Here is a 14156-nt window from a genome sequence, read left to right as displayed (position 1 = left end):
CTACAGGGTTTCGAGGAAGCCGAGCGCCACCCGCCAGGTGGCCTCGGCGGCCTCCTCGTCGTAGTCCGGCAGGTCGGGGTCGGTGTACAGGTGGCCCGCCCCGGCGTACCGGTAGACCTCCACGTCGGCCCCCGCGCGGCCCATCTGGAGGTACCAGGCGGTCAGCCAGTCGTCGGTCTCGAACGGGTCGGGCTCGGCGACGTGCAGCTGCACCGGGAGCTCGTCCACGGCGACGCCCTCCGCGATGTCGGACGTGCCGTGCAGGAGCAGCAGCCCCTTCGCCTTGTCGTCGCCGAGCGCGAGGGTCTGCGCGGTCGCGGCGCCGAACGAGAACCCGGCGTAGACGAGACCGCGGTCCGAGTACGGGGCGGCCGCCAGGACGGCGCGCTTGAGCAGCTCGTCCTTGCCGAGCTCGTCCTTGAAGGCCATGCCTTCCTCGACGCTGTCGAAGGTGCGCCCGTCGAAGAGATCGGGGGCCCACACCTCGTGCCCGGCGGCGCGCAGCCGGTCGGCGGCGGCCACCACGGCGGGCCGCAATCCGAACGCCGAATGGAAAAGCATGATGTTCATGCGCTCCATGGTGCCAGGAACCCCGCAGGTTAGACGTGCCCGATCCCGGTTACCGTCGTGGCATGGAGAACGTACTGCGTCCGCTGATCGTCATTGGCGGCTCGGTCGTGCTCACGCTGCTCGTGGGGTGGGCCGTCGACCGATTGCTGCAACGCACCGATCAGCGCCACCACGAGACCCCGCTGTGGGGGCTGCTGCGCCGCTGCCGGCTGCCTCTCCAGCTCGTCCTGTGCGCGGCCATGCTGCGCGGCTCGTACGACCAGACAGGGGTCGTCCAGGACCACTACCGCGGGCTGGGAGAAACGCTCAGCCTGGTCCTGATCGGCGCCACCGCCTGGCTCGCCGTGCGGATCTCGTCCGCCATAGTCGAGTCGTCCTACGCCCGCTACGCCACCGCCCAGCGCGACCCGGCCCGGGTCCGCCGCGTGCGCACCCAGGTCACCCTGATCCAGCGCGTCGTCATCGCGATCGTCGGTGTGGTCGCGGTGGCCGCGATGCTCCTGACGTTCCCGGCCTTCAGGGCGGCCGGGGCCTCGCTGCTCGCCTCGGCCGGCATCCTGGGCATCGTCGCCGGTGTCGCCGCCCAGTCCACGCTCGGAAACCTTTTCGCGGGCCTTCAGATCGCGTTCGGCGACATGGTGCGGATCGGCGACACCGTCGTCGTGGACGGCGAGTGGGGCACGGTCGAGGAGATCACCCTGACCTTCCTCGCCGTGCGCACCTGGGACGAGCGCCGCATCACGATGCCCGTGTCGTACTTCACGTCGAAGCCGTTCGAGAACTGGTCGCGCGGCGGCTCCCAGATGACCGGCACCGTCTTCTTCCACCTCGACCACAGCGCGCCCGTGCCGGAGATGCGCGAGAAGCTGCACGACGTGCTGCGCGAGTGCGCCGCCTGGGACGGCCGCGACTGGGGCCTGGCCGTGACCGACACCACGCCCAGCACCCTTCAGGTCCGCGCCCTGGTCACGGCCAAGGACGCGGACGACATCTGGACGGTGCGCGTCACGGTCCGCGAGCAGCTGGTGCGCTGGCTGACCGACTTCCACCCGTACGCGCTGCCGCGGATCAACACGGCGACGGCGCTGCTCGCCCCGGACGAGCTGGACTCCCTTCCGGAGCACGTGCTCAGCCGGGACGGCCGCGCTCCCCGTACGGGCCGGGGCTGAGGCGGCTCAACGCCCCGGCAGCTCCCCGCCGTTGACCTGGATGATCTGGCCGGTGACATGGCTGCCGCCGGGCGAGGCCAGCCACAGCACGGTGGCCGCGATGTCCTCGGGCGTCCCGGCCCGGCCGGTCGGGATGGCGTCGACCCGGCGCCGGTACTGCTCCTCGGGCATCGACGGCCCGAAGAACTCGGTGTCCTCGATGTAGCCGGGCGCCACCGTGTTCACGGTGATGCCCCGCGGACCGAGCGCCTTGGCGAGGTCGTACGTGTACGGGTGCAGGGCCGCCTTCGACGCGCCGTAGGAGCCCTGGCCCGAGCCGCGCAGGGCGGCGATGGATGACAGGAACACGACCCGGCCGCCCGGCGAGGCGAGGTGCTCGCGCAGCGCCTCGGTCAGCAGGACCGACGTGAGCGTGTTGGTGCGGAAGTCGGCGTTCCAGGTGTGGGCGACGGCCTCCAGCGGATCGTCCGCCTCCGGCGCCGGGTGCAGCCGGGCGCCGAGCCCGCCGGCGCTGTGCACCATCACGTCGACCGTGCCCTCGAACGCCTCGAGCGCGAAGTCGGCGGCGCCGCGCGCGCCTTCGACGGTGCTGAGGTCGGCCGGGTACTTCAGGGCTCCGGGCACATCGGCCTTCTCCAGGACCTCGATGCGCCGCCCGACCAGCAGCACCCGGTCCCCTTCCTCGACGAAGGCCTTGGCCGCCGCGAGCCCGATTCCCGTACCGCCTCCGGTGATCATCACATTGCGTGCCATGCACACGAGCCTAGGACGTCGAGTGCGCTCCAGGCACGGGCGCCACGGAGGCCCGGCCGTCCGCTCTCAGCGCAGACTGCGCACGTCCAGTTTCCTGAGCACCCGGTCGACGACCTCGGGGTCCGACCCGGGTTCGCTGCGGGCCGAGAGGACCTCGTGGCGGGCCGCCGACATCATCTCCGACTGGATCCGGCGGATCCGCTTGATCCGGGCGACCCGCTTGGCCTGCTTCTCGCGCCGCTCGTCCGCGCCCATCTCCGGGTTGATGCGCAGACCGATGTCGTAGGCGCGGCGCAGCATCTGCTCCTGCACCTCCTCCGGCAGCTCCTCGACCTCCTCGATCTCCTTGAGCCGCCGCTTGGCCGCCTTCGCGGCGCGCAGCGCGAGCTGCTTCTCGTACTCCCGCTCGACGACGTTGTCGCTGCGCACGCCGAGCTTCTTCACCAGCCACGGCAGGCTGAGGCCCTGGAGCACGAGGGTCGCCATGATCACCCCGAACGCGAGGAAGACGATCTCGTCCCGGTCCGGGAAGGGCGAACCGTCGTCCATGGTCAGCGGGATGGCGAGGGCCAGCGCCACCGAGGCCACACCGCGCATTCCGGCCCACCACATGACGACCGTCTCGCGCCAGCTCACCGGGATGTCCTCGTCGACGTCGCGCCGCAGATGCATCCGCCGGGTCACCCATGTCATCGGCAGCAGCCACAACAGCCGTACGACGATGACGACGGCGACGACCGCGCCCGCCCAGCCCAGCATCTCGCCCCAGCGGCCCTGCGCGGTGCGCACGACGTTGTGCACCTCCAGGCCGATGAGACCGAACGCGACGCCCGTGACGAGGGTGTCCACGACGTCCCAGAAGGCCCGCCCGGTGAGCCGGGTCAGCACGTCGTCGGCGTCGAAGGCGTGCTCGGCCAGGAACATCGCCGTGGTCAGGACCGCGAGCACACCCGAGCCCTTGAGCTCCTCGGCGAGGACGTACGAGGCGTAGGGGATCAGGAGCGTGAGGCCGATCTGGAGGGTGGCGTCGCCGAGATAGCCGATGAGCTTGTTGGCGATCCAGCCGAGCGCCCAGCCGACCGCGACGGCGACGACCGCGGACAGGACGAGTTCCAGCGCGGCGTGCGGCAGCGAGAAGGTGCCGCTGACGGCGGCGGCGATGGCGACATGGTAGAGCACGATGGCGGTCACGTCGTTGAACAGGCCCTCGCCCTCCAGGATCGACACCATGCGCCGGGGCAGGCCGAGTTGGCCCGCGACGGCGGTCGCGGCGACCGGGTCGGGCGGCGCCACCAGCGCGCCGAGCGCGACGGCCGCGGCGACCGGCAGGCCCGGCACGATGGCGTCGGCGACGAAGGCGACGGCGGCCGTGGTGACGAAGACCAGGGCGACGGCGAGCAGGAAGATCGGCCGTTTGTTGGCCGCGAACTGGCGCCAGGACGTGCGGTGCACGGCCGCGTAGAGCAGCGGTGGCAGCACCAGCGGCAGGATCAGGTCCGGATTGATGTCGACGTTCGGCACCGCCTGGATCAGCGCCAGGGCGATGCCGAGCAGCGTCATCAGGACGGGGGACGGCAGGCCGAGCCGGTCTCCGAGCGGGACGGTGAGCACGGCCCCGAGCAACAGCACGAACAGCAGGGCCAATTGATCCACCGGGGACTCCGACCAGACTCGACGATCATGTACGTTCCGGCCTCAAGGGTGCCACGCACGTCAGATCAAATCGCCTTATTCGGAGCCGAACCGGGCGCGACGGGACTCTTCGGCCGAAGACGCCCGCCGGAACGCTCAGCCGAGCGGCTTGCGCATCGCGCGGTGGTCGATGCCCGCGTCGAGGAACTCCGGACCGTACGCGACGTAGCCGAGCCGCTCGTAGAAGCCCAGCGCGTGCGTCTGCGCGTGCAGGTCCACGGCGGCGAGTCCGCGCGCGCGGGCCGCGTCCTCGATGGCCCGCACCAGCGCGGCGCCGACACCGAGACCGCGCGCCGCCTTCGTGACGGCGAGCCGCCCGAGAGCGCCGACGTCCGCCGCCCCGCCGTTCTTGGCCGCGGCGGCCTCGCCCGTGAGCAGCCGCCCGGTGCCGAGCGGCTCGCCGTCCGCGCGGACGGCGAGGACGTGCACGGCTCCGGCGTCGTACGCGTCGTACTCCAGGTCCTCGGGGACGCCCTGCTCGGCGACGAAGACCTCCTTGCGGACGGCGAAACAGGCCTGCCGGTCCAGGTCCGACTCGGCCACACGGGTCACGTACGCGGGTTCGGCGGCGGTCATGAGCTCTCCGCCCGGACCCGGTCGAGCGCCGTCTGGAGGTCCTCGGGGTACGCGCTCTCGAACTCGACCCACCGGCCGTCCGCCGGGTGCTCGAAGCCGAGCCGCACCGCGTGCAGCCACTGCCGGGTGAGCCCGAGCCGCTTCGCGAGCGTGGGGTCCGCGCCGTACGTCAGGTCGCCCACGCACGGGTGCCGGTGCGCGGACATGTGGACGCGGATCTGGTGGGTGCGGCCCGTCTCCAGCTTGATGTCGAGGAGCGAGGCGGCACGGAAGGCCTCGATGAGGTCGTAGTGCGTGACGGAGGGCTTGCCCTCGGCGGTCACGGCCCACTTGTAGTCGTGGTTCGGGTGGCGCCCGATCGGGGCGTCGATGGTGCCGCTCATCGGGTCGGGGTGGCCCTGCACCAGCGCGTTGTACCGCTTGTCCGGGACGCGCTCCTTGAACTGGCGCTTCAGCGACGTGTACGCCCGCTCCGACTTGGCGACGACCATGAGGCCGGACGTGCCCACGTCGAGCCGGTGCACGATGCCCTGGCGCTCGGCCGCACCGGACGTGGAGATCCGGTACCCGGCGGCGGCGAGGCCACCGATCACCGTGGTGCCGGTCCAGCCGGGGCTGGGGTGGGCGGCGACCCCCACGGGCTTCATGATCACGACGATGTCGTCGTCGTCGTGCACGATCTCCATGCCCTCGACGGGCTCGGCGACGATCTGCACGGGAGCGGGCGCCTGCGGCATCTCCACTTCCATCCAGGCGCCGCCGTGCACCCGCTCGGACTTGCCCACGACCGAGCCGTCGACCGAGACCTTCCCGGCGGCGGCGAGCTCGGCGGCCTTGGTGCGGGAGAAGCCGAACATGCGGGAGATGGCGGCGTCGACGCGCTCGCCCTCCAGGCCGTCGGGAACGGGCAGGGTGCGGATCTCGGGAATCGTGCTCACCCGTCGAGTATGCAGGAGCCCACCGACACTCCCGCACCCCAGGCCCCGGCGGCCCGCCCCTGCCGGGGTCCGTCAGTCCTTGTGGACGGTCCCGTCCGGGTCGATGCCGCGGAAGGACAGCAGCACGATCAGGATGCCGCCGCACACGATCGCCGAGTCGGCGAGGTTGAAGACCGGGTAGTGCTTCGGCGCGATGAAGTCCACCACGGCGCCCTCGAAGACGCCCGGCGCCCGGAAGATCCGGTCCGTGAGGTTGCCGAGCGCTCCGCCGAGCAGCAGGCCGAGGGCGATGGCCCAGGGCGTGCTGTAGAGCTTCCTGGCGAGGCGCGCGATCACGACGATCACGCCGACCGCGATCAGGGTGAAGATGATCGTGAAGGCCTCGCCGATGCCCCAGGCGGCGCCTGGGTTCCTGATCACTTCGAGCTGGAGCCAGTCACCGATGATGTGGATCGAGTCCCGGTGCTCCAGCTTCGCCACCACGATCAGCTTGCTGACCAGGTCCAGGGCGTACGCGAGTGCCGCCACGGCGAACAGGGCGGCGATCCGCCGCCTGCCCTTGGGCCGCTCCTGGACCTGCTCGTCGGCCTGCTCCGGCTGGGCTGCCCCCGCATCCGGGGAATCCGGCGTACCGATGATGCGCTCCGCCTCTGCCACGTGAGTCCCTCAACCTAGTACCTGACTGAGGACGAGAGTACGGCACGCGCGCGTGGCGCCCCATGGGCCGGTGCCGGGCGCCGCCGCCGGGCGCGGGATCGGCGCCCGCTCAGTAACGGCGCTCCTGCTTCTGCTTGCACTCCACACAGAGCGTCGCCCGCGGGAACGCCTGCATGCGCGCCTTCCCGATCGGGTTCCCGCAGTTCTCGCAGAGCCCGTACGTGCCGGCGTCGAGCCGCTCCAGGGCGCGCTCGGTCTGGAGCAGCATCTCGCGCGCGTTGGCGGCCAGCGCCATCTCGTGCTCGCGCGTGATGTTCTTGGTGCCCGTGTCGGCGTCGTCGTCACCGGCTCCGTCCCCGGAGTCCCGCATCAGGCCCGCGAGGCCCTCCTCGGCGGCGGAGATCTCGCTCCCGAGCCGCAGCACCTCGCTCTGCAGCTCGGCGCGCGCCTCCTCGGCCTCCTCCGGGGTCCATGGATCCTCGCCCGGACGGACGGCCAGCTCACCGGGCTCGGCGGTGCCGCGCGCCTTGGGGACCGCGCCCGGCTTCTTGGTCGCCGTGGCCGTGCCCTGAGTCTTCTTCGCAACCACTGTCGTGGCTCCCGTCGTCTTCGCGGCCTCGGCCGCGCCGTCGGCCGCGGAGGCGACCGTCTTCTTCGCACCCTTGCGCCCGCCCGTCCGGCCGACGCCGTCCCCCTCCTCGTACACCCCGTCCCCGCCGGCCCCACGCGCACCGGCCTTCTCCTTGCCCCCGGCCGCCTCCGAGACCACGCCTCCCCCGGCCGCCGCCTTGCCCGCAGCCGCCTTGCTCCCGGCCGCCTTCTTGGTGGCGCTCTTCGTAGAGGCCGCCTTCTTGGCGGCACGCTTAGCGGGCGCCGCTTCGGTGCCAGCACCCTTCACCGGCGCCGCTTCGGTGCCAGCACTCTTCGCCGGCGCCGCTTCGGTGGCGGCTTCCTTCGAAGCCGCCGCCCCGGAGTCGGCGTTTTTCGCAGACGCCGTCCCGGTGGCAGCCCTCTTCGAAGCCGCACTCTTCGAAGCCGCACTCTTCGCAGCCGCGCGCTTCGTGCCCGCGCTCTTCGTAGCCGCGCTCTTGGAAGCCGCGCTTCCGGAAGCCCCGGCCTTCTCCGGAGCCGCACCCGCAGACGCGGACGCCGCACCCGCGGACGCCGCCCCACCCGCGCCCTTCGCAGCCGCACTCTTGGAAGCCCCCGCCGAACCGCTCGTCTCCTTGCGGGCCGACGCGTGCGACCCGGCGGCCGACTTCTTCTTGCCGGTGGGCGTCTCCTTCGACGCCGACGCGTGCCCCGGCTTCGCCGAAGCCGAAGCCGACGCGGAAGCCGACGCGGAAGCCGACGCGGAGGCGGACGCGGAGGCCGACCCCGACTTCGACGCGGACGCCTTCGCTCCGGCCGCGCCCTCACCGGCACCGCCGGAGGCCGCCGCGCCCGTGGATCTGCTGGACGCCGACTGCTGAACGGCGGTCTTTTTCGCCACCATGGCCGCGGCCCCTTCACAATTTGTGATCTTGCTCGCGAATCGTGCTGGGACGATAAATCGACTCCAGGCCCGCGGCAACGGGGCACACCACCGGATCGGACCCCTCACGAAGACCGCGCGACCGCCACGCGACGAACCTGCAAGCGTTGTGCCCAGCTCCCCGCCCGGTAATCCGCCGGTCGCCCGTCCGGCCCCGACCCCCGCCACGACCGGCCGGGATCGGACACCCGGCGTATGGCCATTCGGGTCACCCGGCGCACCCGCACCGCGCCCTCCCCGGCCCCCGCGAAAACCGGTCGGCCGCGCCTTCCCCGGCGCCGTACACTGGGCGGAGCGAAAAGCGTGGATGGGGCCGAGTAGCGACGTACGCAGCCAAGAGCGAACCGGGGACGGTGGAAGCCCGGCGGCGAGCGCGACGCGAAGATCACCCCGGAGCCGCCGGAAGAACACCGCAGCGCACAGCCCGCGGCCAGTAGACCCGGCATCGCGACCCCAATGAGGGGGCTCACCGGAGCGCACCACGCCCCGGCGGGCCAAGGAGGGTGGTACCGCGGGAGCGCGCCGCACACGGCGCGAAAGCCTCTCGTCCCTCCGACGGAAGAAGGCAGATCCGCCGGAGGAAGACTGATGACGCAGTACCGCCAGGTGCCCGCCCAGGTCGACCTGCCCGCCCTCGAGCACGCGGTGCTCGACTTCTGGGACGAGCAGAAGATCTTCGCCAAGACCCTGGAGCAGTCCGAGGGGCGCCCCGAGTGGGTGTTCTACGAGGGCCCGCCCACGGCCAACGGCATGCCGGGCGCCCACCACATCGAGGCCCGCGTCTTCAAGGACGTGTTCCCCCGCTTCCGCACCATGCGCGGCTACCACGTGGCCCGCAAGGCCGGCTGGGACTGCCACGGCCTCCCGGTGGAGCTGGCGGTCGAGAAGGAGCTCGGCTTCAGCGGCAAGAAGGACATCGAGGCGTACGGCATCGCCGAGTTCAACGCCAAGTGCCGCGAGTCCGTGACCCGGCACACCGACGCCTTCTCCGACCTGACGACCCGCATGGGCTACTGGGTCGACCTCGACGACGCGTACCGGACGATGAACCCGGAGTACGTCGACTCGGTCTGGTGGTCGCTGAAGGAGATCTTCAACAAGGGCCTCCTGGTCCAGGACCACCGCGTCGCCCCCTGGTGCCCGCGCTGCGGCACGGGCCTGTCGGACCACGAGCTGGCGCAGGGCTACGAGACGGTCGTGGACCCCTCGGTCTATGTCCGTTTCCCCCTCACCTCCGGTCCGCTGGCGGGCCAGGCGTCGCTCCTGATCTGGACGACGACCCCGTGGACCCTGGTGTCGAACACGGCGGTCGCCGCGCACCCGGACGTGACCTACGTCGTCGCGACGAACGGCGAGGAGAAGCTCGTCGTCGCCGAGCCGCTCGTCGAGAAGGCGCTCGGCGAGGGCTGGGAGACGACCGGCGAGTCCTTCACCGGCGCCGAGATGGAGCGTTGGAAGTACCAACGTCCGTTCGAGCTCGTGGAGTTCCCGGCCGACGCGGCCGAGGCGCACTACGTCGTCAACGCCGAGTACGTGACGACCGAGGACGGTACGGGTCTGGTCCACCAGTCCCCCGCCTTCGGTGAGGACGACCTCAAGGTCTGCCGTTCGTACGGCATGCCGGTCGTGAACCCGGTGCTGCCCGACGGCACGTTCGGCCCCGAGGTCCCGATGGTCGGCGGCGTCTTCTTCAAGAAGGCGGACGAACAGCTCACCGAGGACCTCCAGAACCGCGGTCTGCTCTTCAAGCACATCCCGTACGAGCACAGCTACCCGCACTGCTGGCGCTGCCACACCGCGCTGCTCTACTACGCGCAGCCGTCCTGGTACATCCGCACCACGGCCGTCAAGGACCGCCTCCTCCAGGAGAACGAGAAGACCAACTGGTTCCCGGAGACCGTCAAGCACGGCCGCTTCGGCGACTGGCTGAGCAACAACATCGACTGGGCGCTGTCCCGCAACCGCTACTGGGGCACCCCGCTGCCGATCTGGCGCTGTGAGGAGAACCACCTCACCTGCGTCGGCTCCCGCGCGGAGCTGGGCGAGCTGACCGGCTCCGACCAGTCGTCCCTGGACCCGCACCGCCCGTACATCGACGACGTCACGTTCACCTGCACCCACGAGGGCTGCTCCCTCGAAGCGGTGCGCGTGCCGGAGGTCATCGACGCCTGGTACGACTCGGGCTCGATGCCGTTCGCGCAGTGGGGCTACCCGTACAAGAACAAGGAACTGTTCGAGTCCCGCTACCCGGCGCAGTTCATCTCCGAGGCCATCGACCAGACGCGCGGCTGGTTCTACACGCTGATGGCGGTCGGCACGCTGGTCTTCGACAAGTCGTCGTACGAGAACGTGGTCTGCCTCGGCCACATCCTCGCCGAGGACGGCCGCAAGATGTCCAAGCACCTGGGCAACACGCTGGACCCGATCCCGCTCATGGACCGGCACGGCGCGGACGCGGTGCGCTGGTTCATGGCGGCCGGCGGCTCCCCGTGGGCGGCCCGCCGCGTCGGCCACGGCACCATCCAGGAGGTCGTCCGCAAGACGCTCCTCACGTACTGGAACACGGTCGCCTTCCAGGCCCTGTACGCCCGTACGTCCGGGTGGGCGCCGAGCGAGGCGGACCCGGCCCCGGCCGACCGCACGGTCCTGGACCGCTGGCTGCTGTCCGAGCTGCACCAGCTCACGGCCGAGGTCACCCAGGCCCTTGAGGCGTACGACACCCAGCGCGCCGGCAAGCTCCTCTCGGCCTTCGTCGACGACCTGTCGAACTGGTACGTGCGCCGCTCGCGCCGCCGCTTCTGGCAGGGCGACAAGGCCGCGCTGCGCACCCTGCACGACGTGGTGGTGACCGTCACGCAGCTGATGGCGCCGCTCACGCCGTTCATCACGGAGCGTGTCTGGCAGGACCTGGTCGTCCCGGTCACCGCGGACGTCCCCGAGTCGGTCCACCTGTCGTCGTGGCCCGAGGCCGACACCTCGGCGATCGACCCGGAGCTGTCGACGCAGATGGCGCTGGTGCGCCGCCTCGTCGAGCTGGGCCGCGCCACGCGCGCGGAGTCGGGCGTCAAGACCCGCCAGCCGCTCTCGCGCGCGCTGGTCGCGGCGACGGGCTTCGCCGGTCTCTCCCCCGAGCTCCAGGCCCAGATCACGGAGGAGCTGAACGTCTCCTCCCTGGCCTCGCTCTCGGAGGTCGGCGGCAACCTGGTGGACACCACCGCCAAGGCGAACTTCCGGGCGCTCGGCAAGCGGTTCGGCAAGCGGGTCCAGGACGTGGCGAAGGCGGTCGCGAACGCGGACGCCGCGGCGCTCTCCCTGGCCCTGCGCGAGGGCACCGCGTTCGTGGAGGTCGACGGCGAGAAGATCGACCTCGCCCCGGACGAGGTCATCATCACGGAGACCCCGCGCGAGGGCTGGTCCGTCGCCTCGGACTCCGGTGCGACGGTCGCCCTCGACCTGGAGCTCACGGAGGAGCTGCGGCAGGCGGGCCTGGCCCGTGACGCGATCCGCCTGATCCAGGAGGCCCGCAAGAACAGCGGCCTGGACGTGGCGGACCGGATCGCGCTGCGGTGGACGTCCACGGATCCGGCGGTGATCTCGGCGCTGACCGAGCACGCGGGGCTGATCTCGGACGAGGTCCTGGCGACGGACTTCGCCCAGGGCGAGCCGGAGCCCGGCTACGGCTCCGCCTTCACAGACGAGGGCCTGAACCTCACGTTCAGCCTCCGCAAGGTGTAACGCCTCACGGGGTTGCGCCCCGGGGGCTCCGCCCCCGGACCCCCTTGCCCTCAATCGCCGGGCGGGCTTGATTGATCAAGCCCGCCCGGCGCACATCCAGCCCCTCCGGCGATTGAGGAGCGGGGTCCGGGGCGGAGCCCCGCGACCGACGGGGAACGGCCGACCGCAACGGAAAAGGCCTTGGCCCGGATCGCAGAAACGATCCGGGCCAAGGCCTGAATGAATGCCGACGCCCAGTCCTACCGGGCGCTACACACGCGCGCCGCTCAGTTGTCGTCCTCGTCGATGAGGAACCCACGCATCGGCGACGGCGCCTGCCCCATCGGGGACGGACCCTGCGGCCGCACCGGAGCCATCGGCTGCGTCATCGCGGGCGACATCTGCTGCTGGCCACCGCCGTAGGACGGTCCACCGCTCTGCGGGTTGCCACCCATCGACTGGTTGCCACCGTAGGACGGCGCACCCGCACCGGCCGGAGCCATCGACGGCGCCGGGGACGGCGGCAGCGAGGCGGTCGCCGGCGTACGCGGCGGGGCCAGCGAGTCGTCGGCCTGGGTCTCCAGCTGGCGCAGCTGCGACTCCAGGTAGGACTTCAGACGCGTGCGGTACTCGCGCTCGAAGCCGCGCAGGTCCTCGACCTTGCGCTCCAGCGTGGCGCGGGCGGACTCCAGGGAGCCCATCGCGACGCGGTGCTTCTCCTGCGCGTCCCGCTCCAGGGCGTCGGCCTTGGCACGGGCGTCACGCTCAAGACCCTCGGCACGGCTGCGCGCCTCGCCGACGATCTTGTTCGCCTCGGAGCGGGCCTCGGCGATCGCCTGGTCGGCGGTCTGCTGGGCCAGCGAGAGGACACGGGCGGCGCTGTCGCCACCGGGACCCTGACCGGGCTGCGGCAGCTGCGGGCCGCCGTGGCCGCCCATGGGGCCGCCCATCGGGCCACCCAGCTGCGGCTGCTGGCCCATCGGACCCTGACCCATCGGGCCGGGACCCTGCGGTCCACCCTGCGGGCCGTGTCCACCAGGACCGGCCGGCAGCTGCGGGGCACCGCTCGGCAGCTGGGGCGGACCGCCCATGGGGCCGCCCATCTGCTGCTGCGGCGGGCCCGATATACCGGCGGGCACCGGGGCGCCGGGGCCTCGCATGCCCTGCGGGGGACCCTGCTGGTCCTGGGGGCCCTCGGGCCCGCCGGGCCCACCCGGGCCGCCGGGGCCCTTGCGCATGCCGCCCTGCTGCTGGTTCTGAGCAGCGGCGCGGGTGGCTGCGGCGAGTTTCGCGCGCAGGTCCTCGTTCTCTCGAAGAAGACGAGTCAGTTCGGCTTCGACCTCATCGAGGAAGGCATCGACCTCGTCCTCGTCATAGCCTTCTCGGAGGCGGACGGTCGTGAACTGCTTGTTCCGCACGTCCTCGGGGGTCAACGGCATCTCTTCACCTCAACGTTGTCGTCGGCATTCGGCAAGACCGTAGTTGACATCGTGCTCACAGCCGGCTCACGACGGAGATCAGGATGTAGACGATGATCATCAGTACGAAGAAGGACAGGTCGAGCGCCACGCCCCCGAGACGCAGCGGCGGAATGAACCGCCGCAGAAGCTTGAGCGGTGGATCAGTGACAGTGTAGGTGGCCTCAAGGACCACCACCATCGCCTTGCCGGGTTGCCACGAGCGGGCGAACTGGAAGACGTAGTCCATGACCAGCCGGAAGATCAGCACGATGAGGAAGCACATCAGCGCGATGTAGACCACATCAAAAAACACGCCCATGTCGGCGGTTCCCTCTCCCCTGTGTCTCGTGCCTCGTGACTAGTTGGTTGCTAGCCGTCGAACTTTGCTGCGTCTCAGCTCTGGTTGAAGAACCCGCCCTCTGCGATACGGGCCTTGTCCTCCGCCGTGACATCGACGTTAGCAGGCGACAACAGGAACACCTTCTGTGTCACCCGCTCGATGCTTCCGTGAAGACCGAACACAAGACCGGCGGCAAAGTCGACAAGTCGCTTCGCGTCGGTGTCGTCCATCTCCGTCAGATTCATGATCACCGGAGTGCCCTCACGGAAGTGTTCCCCGATGGTACGGGCCTCGTTGTAGGTCCGGGGGTGCAAAGTGGTGATGCGGTAGGGCTCCCGCTCGGACACGACCTTGGGCATGATCACCGGTGCGTTCTTCTCCAGGCTCTGACGTTCAGGTGTGATGGATGCCACGGGGGCGATTCGTGCCGGACGTCCGGATTCAGCGGCGAGCGAAGCAGGTTGGCGCACCGGTTCACGCTGCGCCGGGGGCTGCACTACTCTGACCGATTCCTCCACATCCGTGGCGGCATGGGAGCTGTGTGACTGATGCGACGGCTCGTGCCGTCGACGGTCACGCTCGGGCTCCGGGTCGAGTTCGGGCTCGAAGTCGTCATCGGGGTCGAATCCCCGGCCGTCGTACCCATCGTCCTCCACGAGGCCGAGGTAGACCGCCATCTTGCGCATCGCGCCGGCCATTCTCTGAGTCCTCCGCTCTGTGGTGGATCGGCTGACGTCAACCAAAGGTGCCCGC

Annotated in this window: 13 protein-coding genes; 3 read left to right on the top strand and 10 right to left on the bottom strand. The window is 70.9% G+C overall.

What is annotated here, in order from left to right:
• Positions 1-570, bottom strand: coding sequence for a dienelactone hydrolase family protein (locus ACYBSK_RS07910; RefSeq protein WP_457476156.1), 570 nt, complete (start codon positions 568-570; stop codon positions 1-3).
• A gap of 62 nt (positions 571-632) precedes the next feature.
• On the opposite strand from ACYBSK_RS07910, the gene ACYBSK_RS07905 reads away from it, so the two are divergent.
• Positions 633-1739, top strand: a complete 1107-nt coding sequence (locus ACYBSK_RS07905; protein WP_457476155.1) for a mechanosensitive ion channel family protein — start codon at positions 633-635, stop codon at positions 1737-1739.
• 6 nt (positions 1740-1745) lie between these two features.
• Here the strand turns inward: ACYBSK_RS07905 and ACYBSK_RS07900 are convergent, their stop codons facing one another.
• The 6 genes from ACYBSK_RS07900 to ACYBSK_RS07875 form a co-directional block, all read right to left on the bottom strand.
• Positions 1746-2492 (bottom strand): SDR family NAD(P)-dependent oxidoreductase, encoded by a 747-nt coding sequence (locus tag ACYBSK_RS07900; protein WP_460245605.1) that lies wholly within the window; start codon positions 2490-2492, stop codon positions 1746-1748.
• A 66-nt stretch (positions 2493-2558) separates the two neighbouring features.
• A complete protein-coding gene (locus tag ACYBSK_RS07895; protein ID WP_457476153.1) occupies positions 2559-4145 on the bottom strand; it encodes a Na+/H+ antiporter in 1587 nt (528 codons plus the stop codon).
• A gap of 135 nt (positions 4146-4280) precedes the next feature.
• On the bottom strand, positions 4281-4760 hold the full coding sequence (locus tag ACYBSK_RS07890; RefSeq protein WP_457476152.1) for a GNAT family N-acetyltransferase: 480 nt from the start codon (positions 4758-4760) through the stop codon (positions 4281-4283).
• A complete protein-coding gene (locus ACYBSK_RS07885) occupies positions 4757-5698 on the bottom strand; it encodes an RluA family pseudouridine synthase (protein WP_457476151.1) in 942 nt (313 codons plus the stop codon). The genes ACYBSK_RS07890 and ACYBSK_RS07885 overlap by 4 nt, the downstream gene beginning before the upstream one ends.
• Positions 5699-5770: 72 nt before the next feature.
• Entirely contained in the window at positions 5771-6355 is a 585-nt protein-coding gene (lspA, locus tag ACYBSK_RS07880; protein ID WP_457476150.1) for a signal peptidase II, read from the bottom strand.
• A 109-nt stretch (positions 6356-6464) separates the two neighbouring features.
• Complete coding sequence (locus ACYBSK_RS07875; RefSeq protein WP_460245604.1) at positions 6465-7253, bottom strand: TraR/DksA family transcriptional regulator; 789 nt, start codon at positions 7251-7253, stop codon at positions 6465-6467.
• 13 nt (positions 7254-7266) lie between these two features.
• Between ACYBSK_RS07875 and ACYBSK_RS07870 the strand changes: the two genes are divergently transcribed.
• Together ACYBSK_RS07870 and ileS are read left to right on the top strand one after the other, a co-directional pair.
• The gene (locus ACYBSK_RS07870) at positions 7267-7827 is read left to right on the top strand and encodes a hypothetical protein (RefSeq protein ID WP_460245603.1); all 561 of its coding nucleotides are present in this window, start codon (positions 7267-7269) and stop codon (positions 7825-7827) included.
• A 650-nt stretch (positions 7828-8477) separates the two neighbouring features.
• On the top strand, positions 8478-11624 hold the full coding sequence (gene ileS / locus ACYBSK_RS07865; RefSeq protein WP_460245602.1) for an isoleucine--tRNA ligase: 3147 nt from the start codon (positions 8478-8480) through the stop codon (positions 11622-11624).
• Positions 11625-11890: 266 nt separating this feature from the next.
• Here ileS and ACYBSK_RS07860 read toward each other — a convergent pair whose 3' ends face one another.
• From ACYBSK_RS07860 to ACYBSK_RS07850, 3 genes are all read right to left on the bottom strand, one after another.
• On the bottom strand, positions 11891-13042 hold the full coding sequence (locus ACYBSK_RS07860) for a DivIVA domain-containing protein (protein WP_457476146.1): 1152 nt from the start codon (positions 13040-13042) through the stop codon (positions 11891-11893).
• A 55-nt stretch (positions 13043-13097) separates the two neighbouring features.
• A complete protein-coding gene (locus ACYBSK_RS07855; RefSeq protein WP_385769862.1) occupies positions 13098-13382 on the bottom strand; it encodes a YggT family protein in 285 nt (94 codons plus the stop codon).
• Between the two features lie 74 nt (positions 13383-13456).
• A complete protein-coding gene (locus ACYBSK_RS07850; protein WP_385769864.1) occupies positions 13457-14101 on the bottom strand; it encodes a cell division protein SepF in 645 nt (214 codons plus the stop codon).
• Positions 14102-14156: the final 55 nt, after the last annotated feature.

This window comes from Streptomyces sp. BYX5S, assembly GCF_054724165.1.
This window is presented reverse-complemented; position numbering and strand designations above follow the sequence as displayed.

What these genes read in the sequence shown, in the direction of transcription:
- ACYBSK_RS07860 (WP_457476146.1), bottom strand. Translation starts at nt 13,042, where the DNA reads ATGCCGTTGACCCCCGAGGACGTGCGGAACAAGCAGTTCACGACCGTC.
- ACYBSK_RS07890 (WP_457476152.1), bottom strand. Translation starts at nt 4,760, where the DNA reads ATGACCGCCGCCGAACCCGCGTACGTGACCCGTGTGGCCGAGTCGGAC.
- ACYBSK_RS07905 (WP_457476155.1), top strand. Translation starts at nt 633, where the DNA reads ATGGAGAACGTACTGCGTCCGCTGATCGTCATTGGCGGCTCGGTCGTG.
- ileS (WP_460245602.1), top strand. Translation starts at nt 8,478, where the DNA reads ATGACGCAGTACCGCCAGGTGCCCGCCCAGGTCGACCTGCCCGCCCTC.
- ACYBSK_RS07910 (WP_457476156.1), bottom strand. Translation starts at nt 570, where the DNA reads ATGAACATCATGCTTTTCCATTCGGCGTTCGGATTGCGGCCCGCCGTG.
- ACYBSK_RS07900 (WP_460245605.1), bottom strand. Translation starts at nt 2,492, where the DNA reads ATGGCACGCAATGTGATGATCACCGGAGGCGGTACGGGAATCGGGCTC.
- ACYBSK_RS07855 (WP_385769862.1), bottom strand. Translation starts at nt 13,382, where the DNA reads ATGGGCGTGTTTTTTGATGTGGTCTACATCGCGCTGATGTGCTTCCTC.
- ACYBSK_RS07850 (WP_385769864.1), bottom strand. Translation starts at nt 14,101, where the DNA reads ATGGCCGGCGCGATGCGCAAGATGGCGGTCTACCTCGGCCTCGTGGAG.